14 protein-coding genes and 1 pseudogene are annotated in these 17,442 nt (G+C 72.0%); 3 read left to right on the top strand and 12 right to left on the bottom strand.

All coding sequences use genetic code 11. From position 1 onward, the window contains the following. Positions 1-122: 122 nt before the first annotated feature. The 8 genes and pseudogenes from ACH45E_RS17985 to ACH45E_RS17950 all read right to left on the bottom strand — a co-directional run bounded on the left by ACH45E_RS17985 (position 123) and on the right by ACH45E_RS17950 (position 10,017). Positions 123-663: pseudogene (locus tag ACH45E_RS17985) on the bottom strand (arginine repressor). 7 nt (positions 664-670) lie between these two features. Next, entirely contained in the window at positions 671-1,867 is a 1,197-nt protein-coding gene (locus tag ACH45E_RS17980) for an acetylornithine transaminase (RefSeq protein ID WP_361440914.1), read from the bottom strand. Next, a complete protein-coding gene (argB, locus tag ACH45E_RS17975) occupies positions 1,864-2,775 on the bottom strand; it encodes an acetylglutamate kinase (RefSeq protein ID WP_361440911.1) in 912 nt (303 codons plus the stop codon). The genes ACH45E_RS17980 and argB overlap by 4 nt, the downstream gene beginning before the upstream one ends. Then, positions 2,772-3,923 (bottom strand): bifunctional glutamate N-acetyltransferase/amino-acid acetyltransferase ArgJ, encoded by a 1,152-nt coding sequence (argJ, locus tag ACH45E_RS17970; protein ID WP_361440908.1) that lies wholly within the window; start codon positions 3,921-3,923, stop codon positions 2,772-2,774. The genes argB and argJ overlap by 4 nt, the downstream gene beginning before the upstream one ends. Continuing rightward, complete coding sequence (argC, locus tag ACH45E_RS17965) at positions 3,920-4,948, bottom strand: N-acetyl-gamma-glutamyl-phosphate reductase (protein ID WP_361440905.1); 1,029 nt, start codon at positions 4,946-4,948, stop codon at positions 3,920-3,922. Before argC ends, argJ begins: the two co-directional genes overlap by 4 nt. A 59-nt stretch (positions 4,949-5,007) precedes the next feature. Continuing rightward, a complete protein-coding gene (locus ACH45E_RS17960; RefSeq protein WP_361440902.1) occupies positions 5,008-6,348 on the bottom strand; it encodes an MFS transporter in 1,341 nt (446 codons plus the stop codon). Positions 6,349-6,514: 166 nt separating this feature from the next. Further along, positions 6,515-7,249: a HEAT repeat domain-containing protein gene (locus ACH45E_RS17955; protein ID WP_361440899.1), complete on the bottom strand. Its 735-nt coding sequence runs from the start codon at positions 7,247-7,249 to the stop codon at positions 6,515-6,517. An 86-nt stretch (positions 7,250-7,335) separates the two neighbouring features. Next, on the bottom strand, positions 7,336-10,017 hold the full coding sequence (locus tag ACH45E_RS17950) for a YfhO family protein (RefSeq protein ID WP_361440896.1): 2,682 nt from the start codon (positions 10,015-10,017) through the stop codon (positions 7,336-7,338). 321 nt (positions 10,018-10,338) lie between these two features. On the opposite strand from ACH45E_RS17950, the gene ACH45E_RS17945 reads away from it, so the two are divergent. After that, complete coding sequence (locus ACH45E_RS17945; RefSeq protein ID WP_361440893.1) at positions 10,339-10,779, top strand: carboxymuconolactone decarboxylase family protein; 441 nt, start codon at positions 10,339-10,341, stop codon at positions 10,777-10,779. Here ACH45E_RS17945 and ACH45E_RS17940 read toward each other — a convergent pair. Beyond that, a complete protein-coding gene (locus ACH45E_RS17940) occupies positions 10,766-13,249 on the bottom strand; it encodes an alpha-L-arabinofuranosidase C-terminal domain-containing protein (protein WP_361440890.1) in 2,484 nt (827 codons plus the stop codon). The genes ACH45E_RS17945 and ACH45E_RS17940 overlap by 14 nt on opposite strands. A 166-nt stretch (positions 13,250-13,415) precedes the next feature. On the opposite strand from ACH45E_RS17940, the gene ACH45E_RS17935 reads away from it, so the two are divergent. Beyond that, the gene (locus ACH45E_RS17935; protein ID WP_361441474.1) at positions 13,416-13,859 is read left to right on the top strand and encodes a DUF6314 family protein; all 444 of its coding nucleotides are present in this window, start codon (positions 13,416-13,418) and stop codon (positions 13,857-13,859) included. 97 nt (positions 13,860-13,956) lie between these two features. Here the strand turns inward: ACH45E_RS17935 and ACH45E_RS17930 are convergent, their stop codons facing one another. Genes ACH45E_RS17930 through ACH45E_RS17920 form a run of 3 tightly spaced genes read right to left on the bottom strand, consistent with a single transcriptional unit; the run spans position 13,957 to position 16,513 of the window. Then, on the bottom strand, positions 13,957-14,553 hold the full coding sequence (locus tag ACH45E_RS17930; RefSeq protein WP_361440887.1) for a histidine phosphatase family protein: 597 nt from the start codon (positions 14,551-14,553) through the stop codon (positions 13,957-13,959). Positions 14,554-14,606: 53 nt separating this feature from the next. Next, the gene (locus tag ACH45E_RS17925) at positions 14,607-15,065 is read right to left on the bottom strand and encodes a GNAT family N-acetyltransferase (protein WP_361440884.1); all 459 of its coding nucleotides are present in this window, start codon (positions 15,063-15,065) and stop codon (positions 14,607-14,609) included. Beyond that, positions 15,062-16,513 (bottom strand): PLP-dependent aminotransferase family protein, encoded by a 1,452-nt coding sequence (locus tag ACH45E_RS17920; protein WP_361440881.1) that lies wholly within the window; start codon positions 16,511-16,513, stop codon positions 15,062-15,064. Before ACH45E_RS17920 ends, ACH45E_RS17925 begins: the two co-directional genes overlap by 4 nt. Here ACH45E_RS17920 and ACH45E_RS17915 point away from each other — a divergent pair. Then, a complete protein-coding gene (locus ACH45E_RS17915) occupies positions 16,512-17,432 on the top strand; it encodes a DMT family transporter (protein ID WP_361440878.1) in 921 nt (306 codons plus the stop codon). The genes ACH45E_RS17920 and ACH45E_RS17915 overlap by 2 nt on opposite strands. The last annotated feature ends 10 nt before the right edge of the window (positions 17,433-17,442 follow it).

The following is a 17,442-nucleotide window of genomic DNA, read 5'->3' as shown; positions in this document are numbered from 1 at the left end:
GCGCCCACCCGTGCCGCCCCAGCGGCACGACTGCCCGCAGCTAGGCCGACCAGGGGGCGCGGGGAACTGCGCGACCAGCCCCCACCGCACCCGCAGTCGGCACACCACCGCCACCACCCCACTCAGTGGCCGTTCTGAGCCAGCCTCAGCAAGTGGTCCGCCAGGGCTTGCCCACCCGTCGCCTCCCGGCTGATGAGCAGCAACGTGTCGTCGCCCGCGATCGTGCCGAGGATGTCGTGCAGCTCGGCCTGGTCGATCGCCGAGGCGAGGAACTGGGCCGCGCCGGGCGGGGTGCGAAGGACCACGAGGTTCGCCGAGGCCTCCGCGGAGATCAGCAGCTCCTGTGACAGGCGCCGCATCCGCTCCTCCTTCGCCGACCCCCCCCAGCGGAGCGCGAGGCGTACGGAAGCCCCCCTCGCTCGGCACCGCGTAGATCAGGTCGCCGTCGGTGTTACGGATCTTCACCGCGTTCAGCTCGTCGAGGTCCCGGGAGAGCGTCGCCTGGGTGACGCTCAGCCCGTCGTCGGCGAGCAGCTTCGCCAGCTGGCTCTGCGAGCGCACCGGCTGCCGGTTGAGGATGTCCACGATCCGGCGGTGGCGGGCGGTTCGGGTCTGCGGCACGGCAGGCCCCCCGGGCTGCTCGTGGTCCTGCGCCTGACTCATCGTCGCCTCATTCTCCGGCTCGTCCGTCCCCGTGACCTGCGTCGAGGATGCCGGGCAGTGCCTGGAGAAGGGCGTCCGCCTCGTCGTCGCCGAGGTTCAGCGGTGGCATCAGCCGGACGACGTCGGGGGCGGGCGCGTTCACCAGGAATCCGGCCTCCTGAGCCGCCTGCTGCACCTGGGGCGCGAGCGGCTCGGTGAGCACGATACCCAGGAGGAGGCCCGCACCCCTGACATGGTCGATCAATGAGTGGCCCAGTGCCTCGATTCCGCCGCGCAACTTCTCGCTCTGCCGCTTGACGTTCTGCAGCAGCCCCTCGTTCGCGATGGTGTCGAGGACGGCGAGTCCGGCGGCGCAGGCGACCGGGTTGCCCCCGAAGGTCGTCCCGTGCTGGCCGGGCTGAAGCAGTTCGGCGGCGCGGCCGAAGGCGACGGTGGCGCCGAGCGGCAGTCCGCCGCCGAGCCCCTTGGCGAGGGTCACGACGTCCGGCAGGACGCCCTCGTGGGCCTGGTACTCGAACCAGTTGCCGGTACGCCCGACCCCGGTCTGCACCTCGTCGAGGACCAGCAGCGACCCGGTGGCCGCGGTGATCGCGCGGGCCGCCTTCAGGTACCCGGCGGGCGGGACCACGACTCCGTTCTCGCCCTGGATCGGCTCGATGACGACGAGCGCCGTCTCCTCGGTGACGGCGGCGGCCAGCGCCTGCGCGTCGCCGTACGGCACATGGGTGACGTCGCCGGGCAGCGGCAGGAAGGGCTCCTGCTTGCCGGGCTGGCCGGTGAGCGCGAGGGCGCCCATCGTGCGGCCGTGGAAGCCGCCCTGGGTGGCGACCATATGGGTCCGCCCGGTCAGCCGGCCGATCTTGAAGGCGCCCTCGTTGGCCTCGGCGCCGGAGTTGCAGAAGAAGACCTTGCCGTCCCGGCCGAAGAGCTGGAGCAGCCGCTCGGCGAGGGCGACGGGCGGCTCGGCGACGAACAGGTTGGAGACGTGGCCGAGGGAGGCGATCTGCTTGCTCACGGCCTCGACGACGGCGGGGTGGGCGTGGCCGAGCGCGTTGACCGCGATGCCGCCGACGAAGTCGGTGTACTCCTTGCCGTCGGCGTCCCACAGCTTCGCGCCCGCACCGCGCACGAGGGGCAGTCGCGGCGTGCCGTAGTTGTTCATGAGCGCGCCCTGCCAGCGTGCGGTCAGTTCCTCGTTGCTCATGACGACTCCCCCTCTTGCTCGTCGGGCACGACCATCGTGCCGATGCCTTCGTCGGTGAAGATCTCCAGCAGGATCGAGTGCTGGACCCGGCCGTCGATGACGCGCGCGGTCTGCACGCCGCCCCGCACGGCGTGCAGGCAGCCCTCCATCTTCGGCACCATGCCGGCGGACAACTCCGGCAGCAGCTTCTCCAGTTGGGAAGCGGTGAGGCGGCTGATCACCTCGTCGGAGTTCGGCCAGTCCTCGTAGAGGCCCTCGACGTCGGTGAGGACCATGAGGGTTTCGGCGCCAAGTGCCGCAGCGAGAGCCGCAGCCGCCGTATCAGCATTGACGTTGTAGACATGTCCGTCGTCCTGGGAACGGGCGATCGACGAGACGACCGGGATGCGGCCGTCGGCGAGCAGCGCCTCGATGGCGCCCGTGTCGATCTCGGTGATCTCGCCCACCCGCCCGATGTCGACCAACTCCCCGTCGATCTCGGGCTGGTGCCTGGTGGCGGTGATGGTGTGCGCGTCCTCGCCGGTGAGGCCGACGGCGAGCGGCCCGTGCTGGTTGAGCAGCCCGACCAGTTCGCGCTGCACCTGTCCGGCGAGCACCATGCGTACGACGTCCATGGCGTCCTCGGTGGTGACGCGCAGACCGGCCTTGAACTCGCTGACGATGCCGTGCTTGTCGAGGGCGGCGCTGATCTGCGGGCCGCCGCCGTGCACGACGACGGGCCTGAGGCCGGCGTGGTGCAGGAAGACGACGTCCTGGGCGAACGCGGCCTTCAGCTCGTCGTCGATCATGGCGTTGCCGCCGAACTTGATGACGACGGTCTTGCCGTTGTGCCGGACCAGCCAGGGCAGCGCCTCGATGAGGATCTGGGCCTTGGGCAGAGCGGTGTGTTTCCTGGTCACATTGCTCATGAGGAGTACGCGCTGTTCTCGTGGACGTAGTCGGCGGTGAGGTCGTTGGTCCAGATGGTGGCGGTCTCGGAGCCGGCGGCGAGGTCGGCGACGATGTGCACCTCGCGGTAGCGCATGTCGACGAGGTCGCGGTCCTCGCCCACCGAACCGTTCTTGCACACCCAGACGCCGTTGATGGCGACGTTGAGCTGGTCGGGATCGAAGGCGGCGGACGTGGTGCCGATGGCGGACAGCACGCGGCCCCAGTTGGGGTCCTCGCCGTGCAGGGCGCACTTGAGGAGGTTGTTGCGGGCGATGGAGCGGCCCACCTCGACGGCGTCCTCCTCGGTCGCGGCGTTGATCACCTCGACCTTGATGTCCTTGCTGGCGCCCTCGGCGTCGCCGATGAGCTGCCGGCCCAGGTCGGCGCAGACCTCGCGGACCGCCTCGGCGAACTCCGCGTACTCCGGGGTGACTTCGGAGGCGCCGGAGGCGAGCAGCAGCACGGTGTCGTTCGTGGACATGCAACCGTCGGAGTCGACCCGGTCGAAGGTGACCTTGGTGGCGTCCCGCAGGGCCTTGTCCAGTGTGGTGTCGTCCAGGTCGGCGTCGGTGGTGAGGACGACCAGCATGGTGGCGAGGCCGGGGGCGAGCATGCCCGCGCCCTTCGCCATGCCGCCGACGGTCCAGCCTTCCTTGGTCACGACCGACGTCTTGTGGACGGTGTCCGTGGTCTTGATGGCGATGGCGGCCTTCTCACCGCCGTGCTCGGAGAGCTGGGCGGCGGCCTTCTCCACGCCCGGCAGCAGCTTGTCCATGGGCAGGAGCACACCGATGAGGCCGGTGGAGCAGACCGCGACCTCGATCGCGCCCCTTCCCAGTGCCTCGGCGGCCTTCTCGGCGGTGGCGTGGGTGTCCTGGAAGCCCTTCGGCCCCGTACAGGCGTTGGCGCCACCGGAGTTGAGGACGACCGCCGACACCTGCCCGGCCTTGAGTACCTGCTCGGACCAGAGCACGGGTGCCGCCTTGACGCGGTTGGAGGTGAAGACGCCCGCGGCGGCGCGGCGCGGCCCGGTGTTGACCACGAGGGCCAGGTCCGGGTTGCCGTTCTCCTTGATCCCGGCGGCGATGCCCGCCGCCGTGAATCCCTTGGCTGCCGTGACACTCACGGTGCGACTCCGATCGTGGAAAGCCCGGTGGTCTCATGGAACCCCAGGGCGAGGTTCATGCTCTGCACGGCACCGCCCGCGGTGCCCTTGGTCAGGTTGTCGATGGCGCTGATCGCGATGATGCGCCCCGCTGTCTCGTCGTACGCGACCTGCACCTGAACGGCGTTGGAACCCTGGACGGACGCGGTGGCGGGCCACTGCCCCTCGGGGAGGAGGTGCACGTACGGCTCGTCGGCGAAGGCCTTCTGGTACGCGGCCCGCACGGACTCGGCGGTCACGCCGGGGACCGCCTTCGCACTGCACGTGGCGAGGATCCCGCGGGGCATCGGCGCGAGCGTGGGCGTGAAGGAGACGGTCACCCGCTCCCCCGCCGCCGCGCTGAGGTTCTGGATCATCTCGGGGGTGTGCCGGTGGCCGCCGCCGACGCCGTACGGCGACATGGAGCCCATCACCTCGCTGCCCAGCAGGTGCGGCTTGGGCGCCTTGCCCGCGCCCGAGGTGCCGGAGGAGGCGACGATCACGGCCTCGGCCTCGGCGAGCCCGGCGGCGTAGGCCGGGAAGAGCGCGAGGGAGACGGCCGTCGGGTAGCAACCGGGTACCGCGATGCGCTTGGACCCCTCCAGCGCGGCGCGGGCACCCGGCAGTTCGGGGAGGCCGTAGGGCCAGGTCCCGGCGTGCGGGGAGCCGTAGAACCGCTCCCAGTCGGCCGGGTCCTTCAGCCGGAAGTCGGCGCCCATGTCGACCACGAGCACCTCGGGTCCGAGCTGCTCGGCGACCGCGGCGGACTGCCCGTGCGGAAGGGCGAGGAAGACGACGTCGTGCCCCGCGAGGGCCTCGGGTGTGGTCTCGGTCAGCACCCGGTCGGCCAGCGGCAGCAGATGCGGCTGGAGCGCGCCGAGCCGCTGGCCGGCGTTGGAGTTGCCGGTCAGGGCACCGATCTCGACCTCGGGGTGCGCGAGGAGCAGCCGCAGGACCTCTCCGCCCGCGTATCCGCTCGCTCCGGCCACCGCCGCACGTACCGTCATGTCACCCTCCTCTGGATGGCATGACTATACGTTTCGCTGCACGTTTATGCAATGCGGGTTTACGCAATGCGGGCCTTGGCGGGCACGCACCGCCACGCGAGGGCGGCGGCCGTCAGATAGGCGAGGGCCCCGATGATCATGCTGGTGCGCAGTCCGGCCCCGTAGCCGGTGCTGGTGGCGAGCAGGCTGCCGCCCAGTGCCACGCCCATGGCACTGCCGATCTGGCGGGTGGTGTTGAACAGGGCGGAGGCGGCTCCCGCGTACGCCGGAGGCGCGGCGCCCATCACGGTGGCGGTGGAACCGGTGAGCGCGAAGGACGTGCCGAAGCCGGTGGCCATCATCGGGGCCACCAGCAGCGGATAGGCGGGATCCAGACCCGCCGCGGCCCAGCCGGCCAGCCCGAGGGCGCCCAGGAGCATGCCGGAGACCACCAGCGGACGGTCACCGGTGCGGCGGGTCAGCCGCCCGGACAGAACGGAGGCGAACGTGGTCATCACCACCGCCGGGAACAGCGCCAAGCCGGTCTGGAGGGCGCTGAAGCCGCGCTGGTGCTGGAAGTCCAGGCTGGCGGTGAACACCATGCCGTAGAAGCCGAAGTTGAACAGCAGGCCGATGACGGCCCCGCCGCTCATCGTGCGTGAGCGCAGCAGACGCAGCGGAAGGGCCGGAAACCGGGCGAGCCGCTCGCGCAGCACGAACGCGGCGACGGCGAGCACGGCCAGGCCCAGCCCGGCGAGAACGGCCGTGTCGGACCAGCCGCGCCGTCCGGCCTCGTTCAGCGCGGCGGTCAGCAGGGCCACGGCCGCCACGACGGCGCACTGGGCCGGCCAGTCCAGGGCCCGGTCGGGGTGGAGCGGCGAGGGCGCGACGTACCGCGAGGTCAGCACCAGGCAGGCCACGCCGACGGGCAGGTTGATGAGGAACACCCAGCGCCAGCCCACGGTGGACACCAGCAGCCCGCCCAGCAGCGGCCCGGCGGAGGCCGCGATGCCCGCCATCGACCCCCACAGACCGAAGGCGCGCGAGCGGGCCGCCGGCGCCGGATAGGCCTCCTGGAGCAGGGCGAGTGAGCCGGGGACGATCAGCGCGGCGCCGAGCCCCTCCACCAGGCGGGCCCCGACGAGGAAGGGGGCGCTCGGCGCGAAGGCGCACGCGGCCGAGGCCACCGTGAACACCACCACGCCCGAGCAGAAGACCCGCCGGTTGCCCAGCCGGTCGCCCAGCGCGCCACCGGTCATCAGGAATCCGGCGAAGACCAGGGTGTACCCGTCCGTGATCCACTGGATGCCGGTGAGCGAGGCCGACAGGTCCCGGCCCACCGCGGGCACGGCGACGTTGATGATCGTGACGTCCAGGATGACCATGAAGTACCCGGCGCACACGGCGAGCAGGGGCGCCACGGAGCGCCGTGCGCCCGTCGGGGCCGGCCCCGGGGATCCCGGTTCGCCGCCACCGGCCGACTCCGCGCAAGACACCTCGCCAACCCCGTCCTGTCCGCGGAACCCGTGAGCAGTACGCATGCTAATCGGGACGAACCAGTGAATCTACGACATTCAACCCCAGCGGTCACAGATCCGCCGCGTCGATCCAGCTGATCGTCGCCACCCGGTCCGGCGCCACCTCTGCGGCCTCTGCGGCCTCTGCGGCCAGCAGGGCCCAGTCGCGGCAATGGGCGACGATCTCGGACCAGGGACGGCCGCGGTCGGGGTCCCAGTCGATGCCGGGGCCGCGGGACCAGAGGCGGCGACCGTCCGGCCGGACCTCCCAGATCTGGAAGTACAGCACCGCCTGCCCGTGGTCGGCGAGATCGCGGATCACCTCGGGCAGCCGTCCCACCGGCCAGAGGTCGTTCAGCGCCCCGTCCGGCCGCCTGAGCGCGGACGACCGCGCCGGGAGGACGTCCCGGCGGGCGCCCAGCTCGGTGAGCGCCCGGCGCAGCGCCTCGCCCTCGCTGTCGTCGGGCGCCTCGCCGCGCCGCCGGAAGGCGTCGTAGGCCTGCCACAGCCCCGGCACGGCACGCCGGACGCCCAGCTCGGCCAGTGCCTCGGCCGCCCACTGCCGTACGGTCGCGCTCTCGCTCGCCAGCATGCCGATCAGGACGTCGGCGGGGCGTGGGTCGCCGAGCGCGGTGAACACCTCGATGGCACACAGCTGCCCGAACGGGTCGAGCGCGGGAGCCGCCGCGATCAGCGGCTCCAGTACGTCCGTCCCCAGGGCGGTCAGCGCGTGCTGGGCGTCCTCGGCCACCTCGCTCGAGTCGGCGTCCAGGCCGGCCACCAGGCGGCTGATCTCGTCCTCCATGGCGGTCAGTCTGCCCGCCGGGCGGCATCGGCCGCGCCCCGATATCCGCCCTCTCGCCGGCGGAGGCCGTGGACGGCCGGTCGCGTTCAGCGGGCGTCGGCCATCGGCGCACGCGGCCGTGCGGGCGTGGGCGTCGGCACCGGCGGTTCAGTGGCACGCCGTCGCCCCCGGATGGCGCCGAGGACGGCGAGCAGGACCAGGGTGAGGAGCGAGGCGGCCCCGACGGTCGCGCCGAGCCGCAGGCCGGGTGGGTGGAATGTACAGGTGAGGCTGGTCGAGGAACCGTCGAGAGGGACTCCGATCAGGCCGTAGTGGTTCCTGGCCGGTACGGCGGCGGCGTCGCCCACGGCGCAGCGCCAGCCGGCGGTCCGGGGGACCGCGACGACCGCGGTGCCCGTGCTGCCCGCGGGGAGTTCGGCCCGGATGGTGCCGTCGGAGACGCGCACCCGGGTGGCGCCGGTGGCCGAGAGCCGTGCGACGGCGTCGTGCAGCCGGGTGGTGTCCAGGCAGCCGACCGCGCCGTACGGGATGCGGCCGGCCCGCTCGGGGGCCAGTTCGATGCGGAGGCGTCCGGAGGACGGGACCCTGCCGAGCGGCTGCATGGCGGCGATCCTGGCGCCGTGGGGATCGGACCTGAACGACGCGGCCGGCCGGCCGGCTAAGTCACCGGCCGCCCGGGCGGTGCCCCAGAAGTGCGGTGCCCACAGGTACACCTCGTCGCCGGCCGGACACCGGGCCGTGATCGTCGGCTTCCGCACGGTCCCGGGGGCGGGGGCGCCGAGGAGCAGTCCCGGATGCCGGGCGTCGCCGCCGCGCGGGGGTTTGCCGGTGGCGGTCCGCACGGTGAGGCGGGGCACGGTGTAGACCCGGGTGCCGAGGAGCAGTTCCTGGTTGCGGTACGGCGACGGGCCGAAGGCGGAGACACCCGTGCGCCGGTGTGCGGCGGAGCCGGACGGTCGCACCGTGACCAGGGGCGGCACGTCCCGTCGGGACACGGTCAGCCGACTGCCGTCCTGGGGCGGCCACTTGTGGTGCGGGTCCGGCGGGGAGTGCACCCGCGCGCCGACGGAGAAGATCACGTCCGTGACGGCGTTGTCCAGGCTCTGCGGGCTCCGGCCGCCCGAGGTCCAGCCCGCCCCGAGGGCGGTGAGCGTGCGGTAGAGGACGTCGGAGGTGTGGCTGCTGTAGTACTGGGCGCCCTGGCCGCCCACCAGCAACGGGTCGTTGCCGACAGTCTGTTCCCGGCCCGGGTCGGTGCGGTGGCGGGGCCAGCCGTCGGCCCTGGCGATCGCCTCCGACTGCTGCCGCTGCCGTTCTCCCCAAGGGGCGTAGTTGTCCATGCTCGCGAGCCGCTGCCGGGTGGTCGCGGCGGAGTTGGCGGTGGCCTCCCCGAACTGCGCGCCGACGAGCAGCGTGACGGCCAGCCCGGTCAGCACGGTGCGGCGGGTGCCACCTGCGGGCCGCCCGCCGTGGGTGCGCCGGGCGAGCAGGGCCAGTCCGCCCAGCCCGCCCAGCGCACCCACGGCGGCGAGCAGGAGCACCGGCCAGGCGTACGGGCGTACCAGATGGCTCCGGCTCGCGACGGCCACGATCAGTACGAGCAAGGCGCTCGCCGTGAGCAGCGCGCGCCGGTCGGGCGGGCCGTACGAGAGCGAGTGCCACGCGGCGATCACCAGCAGCGCACACAGGACGAAGGCCTGGCGGTACGGACTGCCCTGCGGTGCGGTGAAGGCGTGCCAGGCGAGGTGGGTCGGGTTCCACTGCATCGACAGCGCCACCGCCACCACCAGCAGGGTCCACCCCGCGCGCACCGCCGGGGGCACCGCCCGCTGGAACGGCAGAGCCAGGGCGAGCAGCAGTGCCGTGACACCCACGTACACGGCCGGCGTAGCGAAGCTGTACGTCGTCGGCAGCAGACGCGCCGCCAGGTCCTGGCCCGTCGCCGGGACGAACTCCTGGAATCTGCCCGGGGAGGCGTGCTCGGAGCCGAAGTACACCACCGTCACCAGCGGTGCGGCCAGGCCCACGCCGAGCGCGAAGGTGAGACCGGCCCGGCCCGCCGTCGCCAGCGCCCGCCGCCGCGGCAGACCGGCGAGCAGCAGTCGGAGCAGCAGCACCAGGCCGGCGCCGACGGTGGCCATGTACGCGGTGTAGAAGTTGGCGATCCAGGCGGCCGCGACGACCAGCACACCGAGCAGCGGACGCCGTCCGGTCAGCGTCCATTCACCGGCCAGGCACAGCAGCGGAAGGGCGATGAGTCCGTCGAGCCACATCGGGTTGTACGAGGCGGCCGCCACGCTCCAGCCGCACAGGGCGTAGGAGGCGCCCAGCAGTCCCGCGGCCCACCAGCGGCCCGGGCGCAGGGTGAGCAGCAGAAAGGCCATGGCGGCGGCCGCGCACCCTGTTTTCAGCACGGTGATCACATACACCGCGAGGTCGATCCTGTCCCGCGGGAACACCGCCACCAGCAAAGCGAACGGGCTGCTGAGGTAGGTGCCGAAGTCGGGCAGGAAACCGGAGCCGAATCCCGACTGCCAGTTGACGAGGAGCCCCCCGTCGGCGTGTCCGTGCAGCAGGTCCCACAGGTGCGCGTGGAAGGGCACGTACTGGTTTCCCAGGTCGTTGACGTTCCGGGTCCGGGGGCCGAAAGGGTAGCTGCGGGCGATGACGTCGCCGGCGCACAACGCGGTGACCGTGAAGGCCGCCGCGAGCAGGGAGGCGGCCCGCCGGACATTGCCGGCGCGCCCGGGCAGGATGATTCGTCGCATTCTCGGAAAGCCCCCAGAATTCGTTGATCCACCCCCTTAGACGGGCCGAATTCCAGAACGGTTGTCTCCTCACCGAAAAGTGGGTGTCGGAATTCCGAATATGCGAGCCGGTGTTTCCGGTATGGGATTTTCGACTTTCAGGTGAATAAGCGCTGTCCGGTGAATGATCGGCCGGTTAACGGGTGCGGCCGGACCTCGACGGAGCGACGCTTGACCTGGAGCGCACTCCAGGTTCTACCGTTCGGTGCTGGACGTGAAGATCGAAACCTACTGACGGCTGCTGGGCCACGTGCCCGGGCAGCCGGGAACGGAAGACCCGGCATGAGCGAGAGCACCACCCGTGAAGAGCGTTTCGCCCACGGCCTGGAGGTCCTGAAGCGGGTCGACGGCGAGGCCGGTCAGCGGGTCGTCGACTCGCTCGCGGACATCAGCCCCGAACTGGGCCACCAGGTCGTCTCCTGGGCCTTCGGGGAGATCTACGACCGTCCCGGACTCGCCCCGCGCGACCGCCAGTTGGTGACCCTCGGTGTGCTCACCGCGCTCGGCGGCTGCGAGGCCCAGCTGGACGTGCACGTCAACGCGGCCCTCAATGTGGGTCTCACGCCCGAGCAGATAGTCGAGGCGCTGCTGCACTCGGCCGTGTACTGCGGCATGCCTCGGGCGCTGAACGCGACCTTCGCCGCGAAGAAGGTCTTCGCCGAGCGCGGGCTGCTGCCGGTGGGGCAGCAGCCCGCGAGCGAGACCGCGGCTACTTCTGCTTGATCCGCAGGAACGTGACGGAGTTCGCCGGGAAGGTGTACGTGAACTTGTCGGTGACCCGCCGGTAGGTGGAGGTGACGGGAGCGACCGGGGTGGCGGTCTCCGTGTTCACCGCGTCGGGCGCGGCGGCCAGCGTGGTCACGCGGGCCTTGTGGGACACCTTGGCGCCTCCCAGGTCGATGGCCGTACGGGCCGCCGAGGACTGGGCGTTGACGACCTTGACGATCAGGTCACCGGTCTTCGCGTCCCGGGTCACGACCTGCCGGAAGGGTTCGGCCGGCTTGTCGTCGGTGAAGCTGCCCCACTCCTGGCCGTCGAGGTAGAGGGTGACCTGTCGGCCGCGCACCTTGACGTCGACGTCGTAGGTACGGCCCGTCTCCACCGACCCCGCCTTGGAGAGCAGCGTGGACTTGCCGCCGTCCACGGCCTGTTCGACGGCGCTCTGGGTGTTGTTCCAGCCGCCCAGGTTCCACCAGTAGTAGTTGCCGGTGTCCTTGACGCCGAAGGCGACGAGGAAGCCCTCCTTGCCGGACTTCTTGGTGGCCTTCACATGCAGGTCGTAGTCGTGCCAGGCGGTGTCGCCGGCGGAGACCATGGTGTTCTCGGCGGCGGTGTCCGTCTGGACGTAACTCCCGTCCTGGACGCTCCAGCTGCCGGTTCCGGTGTGCGTCCACTTGGCGGCGTCGCCGGAGAAGTCGTCGGTGAGCAGCGTGTTGCCGTCGGCGTCGGTCACCTTGACGTCGTCGTAGGCGGCGCTGGTGTTCCACGTGGACAGGCCCACGGCGCCGGTGATGGGGGCGAGCAGTGACGGTGTTCCGGTCGCCTTCGAGGGCACCACCTGGTCGCCCACGTTGTTCATGAAGAGCTTCTGGACCTCGTAGTCGGCCGAGCCCCAGGAGGCGTGGTTGTTGAACCACACCATGTCCGGGCTCCACTGGACGTAGTCCTGGTTGGCGAACAGCGGGGCGTAGGAGGCGAGTTTGACGACGTCCGCGTTGCGTTCCAGGCCGGTCATGTACGCGGCTTCGGCGAGGCCGTTCTTGAAGGCGTTGCCGCCGGAGGCGTACTCGCCGAGGAAGACCTTGGGGCCGCTGCGGTCGTAGGAGTCGTAGCGGTCGTTGTTCTGGAGGAACCACTGCGGGCTGTTGTAGTAGTGCTCGTCGACCATGTCGACCTTGGCGTCCTTGTTGAGCTGCCAGGCCGTGTCGAAGGTGGAGCCGGAGTCGTCCGGGCCCGCGTTGGAGATCACCTTCATGTACGGGTACTTCGCCTGGATGGCCGCGCGGAACTGCTTGAAGCGGGCGAAGAACTCGTTCGGGAGGTTCTCCTCGTTGCCGACCTCGATGTGGGTGAGGTGGAAGGGCTCGGGGTGGCCCATCTCGGCGCGCTTCTTGCCCCAGGTGGAGGTCACCGGGCCGTTGGCGAACTCGACGAGGTCGAGGGTGTCCTGGATGTGCCGCTTGAGCAGCGCGTCGTCGTCGACAGCCTTGTTCTGGCCGCAGCCGGTCACCAGGGCGGGGACGACGGGCAGCGGCATGGCGCCGATGTCCTCGGCGAAGCGGAAGTACTCGTAGTAGCCGAGGCCGTAACTCTGGTTGTAGCCCCAGAAGTTGGAGTTGGTGGCGCGCGTCTCGACCGGGCCGATGGTGTCCTTCCACTGGTAGGAGCGCTTGCGCTGCCAGCCGGAGGCCTCGCTGTAGTCCTGCATGGAGCCGGTGTTGACCAGGCAGCCGCCGGGGAAGCGCACGAAGCCCGGGTGCAGGGCGGCGACCTTCTCGGCGAGGTCCTTGCGCAGGCCGTTCGGCTCGTGCTTGTAGGTGTCCTGCGGGAACAGGGACACCATGTCGAGGGCCGCGGCGCCGGAGGAGGCGACGGTCAGGCGGCCGGTGGTGCTGGTGCGGGTCGCCTTGAACGTGACCTTGTACTGGGCCCAGCCGCCCTTCACGGCCACCTTGCGGACGGTCGCGAGCGTGCCGTCGGCGTCCTGGAGGGTGACGGTGAGGCTGCTGCCGCTCGCCGCCCTCGCCCACACCGAGAAGTCGTACTTCTCGCCCTGTTCGACGGCGATGCCGGTGTTGTATCCGGAGTTGGTGACCGAGGAACCGGCGCCCAGGGAGAGGTAGTCGCGGTTGCGCTCGCCCAGCCGGCCGGAGTCGTTGACGACCTGCGCGGTGCCGGTGACCGTCCAGGCGGTCAGGGGGGTGTACGACTTGTTGTCGTCGGTGGAGTACTCGAAGGACCGGTTCTGGACGAGTTCGGCGTAGAGGCCGCCGTCGGCGGCGCGGTTGATGTCCTCGAAGAAGACGCCGTACATCGTGTCGTCGATCTTGGCGCCCTTGGCGCCCGGGTCGACGGTGATCGCGTAGTCGGTGACGTCCTCGGCGTGCGCGGGGGCGGGGACGAGGCCGACGGCCAGGAGGAAAGCGCTTGCTCCTAGGCCGAGTCTGAGGCGGTTGCGGGTGGTGCGTGACATGGATACTCCGCGGCTCTGGGGTCGTTGCGGTCGTTACAGGCGTTCGAAATATCGAGCAGTGGTCAGCACTTCGAACGGCAAGATAGGCAGGAGGCATGAGCGCGTCAATGGGGCGGGACGTATCGTCGAGGACATGGATGCGCTGACGGCCGACGCGGGGACGACGATGGGCGGGTTCTGGCCCGTGGCGGACGTGCTCGGGCATCTGGCCGGGCGGTGGCACGTGGAGCGCACCGTGCGGGACCTGGCGAGCGGCGACGAGGGACTGTTCCAGGGGATCACCGTCTTCGGCCCGCTGGAGGGCGGCGGCCTGCTGCACGAGGAGTCCGGCCACTTCACCTGGCAGGGCGTCCCACGGCCGGCCGAGCGCACCCTGCGCTTCCTCCCGGGCGCGGCGCCGGGCACGGCCGACGTACGGTTCGCCGACGGACGGTTCTTCCACGAGCTGGACCTGACGTCCGGACGCCACGTCGCCCAGCATCCGTGCGCGGCGGACCTCTACCGGGGCGAGTTCACCGTCCAGGACTCAGACCACTGGCGGACGGTGTGGCGGGTGGGCGGTCCGGCGAAAGACCTCGTCCTCACCACGGAGTACACGCGCGTGAGCTGAGCCCGGACGGGGTGGCGACGAGGTTTCCGGCAGCGGCTCTCAGCCCCGGCCCACACATCCCCGCCCGTCCAGCGAGGCAGGGGCCAGGTGCGGCGGGTCAGGGGATGCCGAGGCGTTGGGGGGACGCGCCGTCGAAGCGGAGGTTCCAGCGGCCGGCGTGGCCTATGACGGTGACGGTGGACAGGGGACGGACGTCGATGTTCCAGTAGGTCGAGGGCGGTGCCTTCAGGGCGTAGACCAGGGCGGCGCGGATCACCGCGGGCTCGGCGACGGCGACTATGCGGCCGCCGTCGTCGGCGGGACGGGTGTCCAGCCAGCCGCCGACACGGGAGACGAAGGCCAGCAGCGACTCACCGCCGTGCGGGGTGGAGCGCGGGTCGGCGAGCCAGGCGTCCACCGCCTCCGGCTCCCGGGCCATCGCCTCGCCCAGGGTGAACCCGCGCCAGCGGCCCATGTCGCAGTCCCGCAGGGCGAGCTGCACCAGCGGTGCGTACCCCAGCGCGTCACCGGTGGCGCGGCTGCGCGGCGTCGGCGAGCAGTAGCGCAGCTCGGCCGCCGCGAGCGGCAGCAGCTCCCCCGCGACCCGCTGCACCTCGTCCCAGCCGGCCTGGTCCAGCGGCCGGTCGTCCTCGAAGCGCTCCGCGAGCAGGGGGGCGCTGCGCGCTGCGGCGACGAACGTGACCCGAAGTTGCATGCGGTGATGGTGGGCCGCGCAAGTAAGCAGGTCAAGGGGGCGTTACCCGGGAGTTACCGAGGGTCTGCGGGACCTTGGACGAAGCTGTGCACCATCCACTGGTCAGGACGGTCCAGCGGCCGGAACCCCACCTTCTCGTAGACGCCGTGGGCGGTGCTGGTGGCGAGCAGGAGACGGCGCAGCCCGTACGGCCGCAGGTGCTCGCGGATGGCGCCGACCATCGCCGTCCCGAGGCCCTTGCCCCGCACCGACGGGTCGACGTACACATCCGCGAGCCAGCCGAACAGCGCCTCGTCGGTCACCACGCGCGCGTACGCCACCTGCTCTCCCGAGGCCGTGTCGTACACCCCGAAGTTCAGCGAGGCGGCCATCGCGCGCTCGTGCGTCTCGCGGGGGCGGCCGGTCGCCCAGTACGTGTCGGTGGACAGCCAGCCGTGGACACGGTCGACGTCGACGCGCCCGGAGTCGGCGGAGAACTCGTAGCCCTCGGGGAGGGCAGCGATGTCGGTCATGCCTGCCCCCTGCCCTGAAGCACCTCGTCGCACGCAGTCCGCAGTCGCCGTACCCCCTCCGCGATCTCCCCCGTCCCGGCGACCGCCGCGAAGCTCAACCGGAGGTGGGCCGCCGGGGGCTCGGCGCTGAAGTACGGGCGGCCGGGGGTGATCGCCACGCCCGCGCGGAGGGCGGCGGACGTGAGGGCGGACTCCCCGGTGCCGTCGGGGAGGCGGAGCCAGAGGTGGTAGCCGCCCGAGAGGATGTGCGGCAGGGCGAGCTCGGGCAGTGCGCTGCGCAGGGCGGTGGTCATGGCGTCCCGGCGGGCCTTCAGCTCGGTCGCGACGGTACGCAGATGGCGGGGCCAGGCGGGCGAGCCGACGAGTTCCAGGGCCGCTTCCTGCAACGGGCGGGGCACGAAGAAGGAGTCGACGACCTGGATCGCGCGCAGGCGTTCAAGGACCGGTCCCCGGGCGGCCAGGGCGCTGACCCGGAAGCTGGGCGAGGTCACCTTGGTCAGTGAGCCGACGTGCACGACGACGCCGTCGGGGTCGTCGGCGGCCAGCGGGCGCGGCAGCGGGCCCGCGTCCGCGTGCACCAGGCGCCGTACGAAGTCGTCCTCGACCACGAAGGCGCCCGCCTCCCGGGCGATGCCGAGCACCTCGGCGCGCCGCTCGGGGGCGAGCACGGCTCCGGTGGGGTTCTGGAACAGGGGCTGGCAGACGAACACCCGGGCGCCGCTCGCCCGGAACGCGTCGGCGAGCAGCTCAGGGCGCACCCCGTCGGGGTCCACCGGCACGGGCACCGGGCGCAGTCCGGCGGCGCGGGCGATGGCCAGCATGCCCGGGTAGGTGGGCGACTCGACGAGCACCGGCGCGCCGGGCGGGGCGAGCGCGCGCAGCGCGGTGGCCAGCGCGGACTGACCGCCCGCCGCGATCAGCACCTCGGCGGCGGTGACGGCCCCGCCGATGCCGCGCGCGAACCACTCCCGCAGTTCCGGCAGCCCCTCCATCGGCGGCCGGCCCCAGGCACCGGGGCGCCGCCCGGCACGGGCCAGCGCCGCGGCCATCGCCCGCTCCGGCTGGAGCGAGGGGTGCAGATAGCCACCGCTGAACTCCAGCACGCCCGGCGGCGGGGCGGCCAGGGAGACCGTGACCCCCGAGGCGTCGACGGTGCGCGGGACGAGTTCGGTGGCGCCGTCGGCGCTGAGCGCGACGGCCTGCCAGGAGGTGTCCCCGGTGGCCTGGGGCGCACCGCGTGTGTGGGCGCGGAAGGCGCCGGCGCCGGGCCGGGTCACGACCAGGCCCTCGGCGACCAGCTGCGCCAGCGCGCGTGAGACGGTCACCGGGCTCACCCGGTATCGCTCGACCAGGGCACGGCTCGACGGGAGCTTTCCACCAGGTGAGTAGCGGTCGAGCTCCCGCCGTAGCTGATCGGCCAGTTCGGCGACGCTGCTACGCTGTTGCATGAGAGCACAGAGTAGCGCTACTACCGCACCCGCGATAGCGGTCACCACTCGCCGACAGCGTCCCGGCGCCGGCGGCACCCTCCAGGCCGCCCTCGGCGTGGTCGCCTTCTCCCTCACCTTCCCGGCCACCGCCTGGGGCCTGGAGGGGTTCGGGCCCTGGTCGCTGGTGGCGGTGCGCAGCGTTCTCGCGGCGGCCATCGCGGGCACGTGCCTGCTGGCCCTGCGGGTACCCCCGCCCGCCCGCCGGCACTGGCCGGGGCTCGCCGTCGTCGCCGCCGGTGTGGTGCTCGGCTTCCCCCTGCTGACCACCCTCGCCCTGCAGACCTCCACCACCGCGCACGCCGCCGTGGTCGTCGGCCTGCTCCCGCTGACCACCGCGCTCTTCTCCGCCCTGCGGATGGGCACCCGGCCCTCCCGTACCTTCTGGGCGGCGGCCCTCGCGGGCGCGTGCGCGGTCCTCGCCTTCACCGTGCAGCAGAGCGGCGGCGCGCTGACGGCGGCCGACGGCTATCTGGCCGGCGCGCTGCTGGTGTGCGCGGCCGGCTACACCGAGGGCGGCCGGCTGGCCCGGGTGATGCCGGGCTGGCAGGTGATCGGCTGGGCGCTGGTGTTCTGCGTGCCGCTCACCGTCCCGGCCGCCGCGCTGGCGCTGTCGTACGAACCCGTGCGGCTGACCGCGCACGGCGTGGCCGGGCTGCTGTGGGTGGCGGCCGGCTCGCAGTTCCTCGGGCTGGTCGTCTGGTACCGGGGCATGGCGGCCATCGGGATCCCGCGGGCCAGCCAGTTGCAGTTGGCGCAGCCGCTGCTCACACTGGTGTGGTCGGTGCTGCTGCTGGGCGAGCACCTGACGGTTGCCGCTCCGCTGACGGCCGCCGCCGTGCTCGTGTGCATCGCCGTCACCCAACGGTCGCGATCGTGAGGAGGACCCG

Origin of the sequence: Streptomyces sp. NPDC020299 (genome assembly GCF_044387825.1) — a bacterium.
GTDB lineage: Bacteria > Actinomycetota > Actinomycetes > Streptomycetales > Streptomycetaceae > Streptomyces.
The sequence above is the reverse complement of the archived record's forward strand: the minus strand, read 5'-3'. Positions and strand labels throughout refer to the sequence as shown.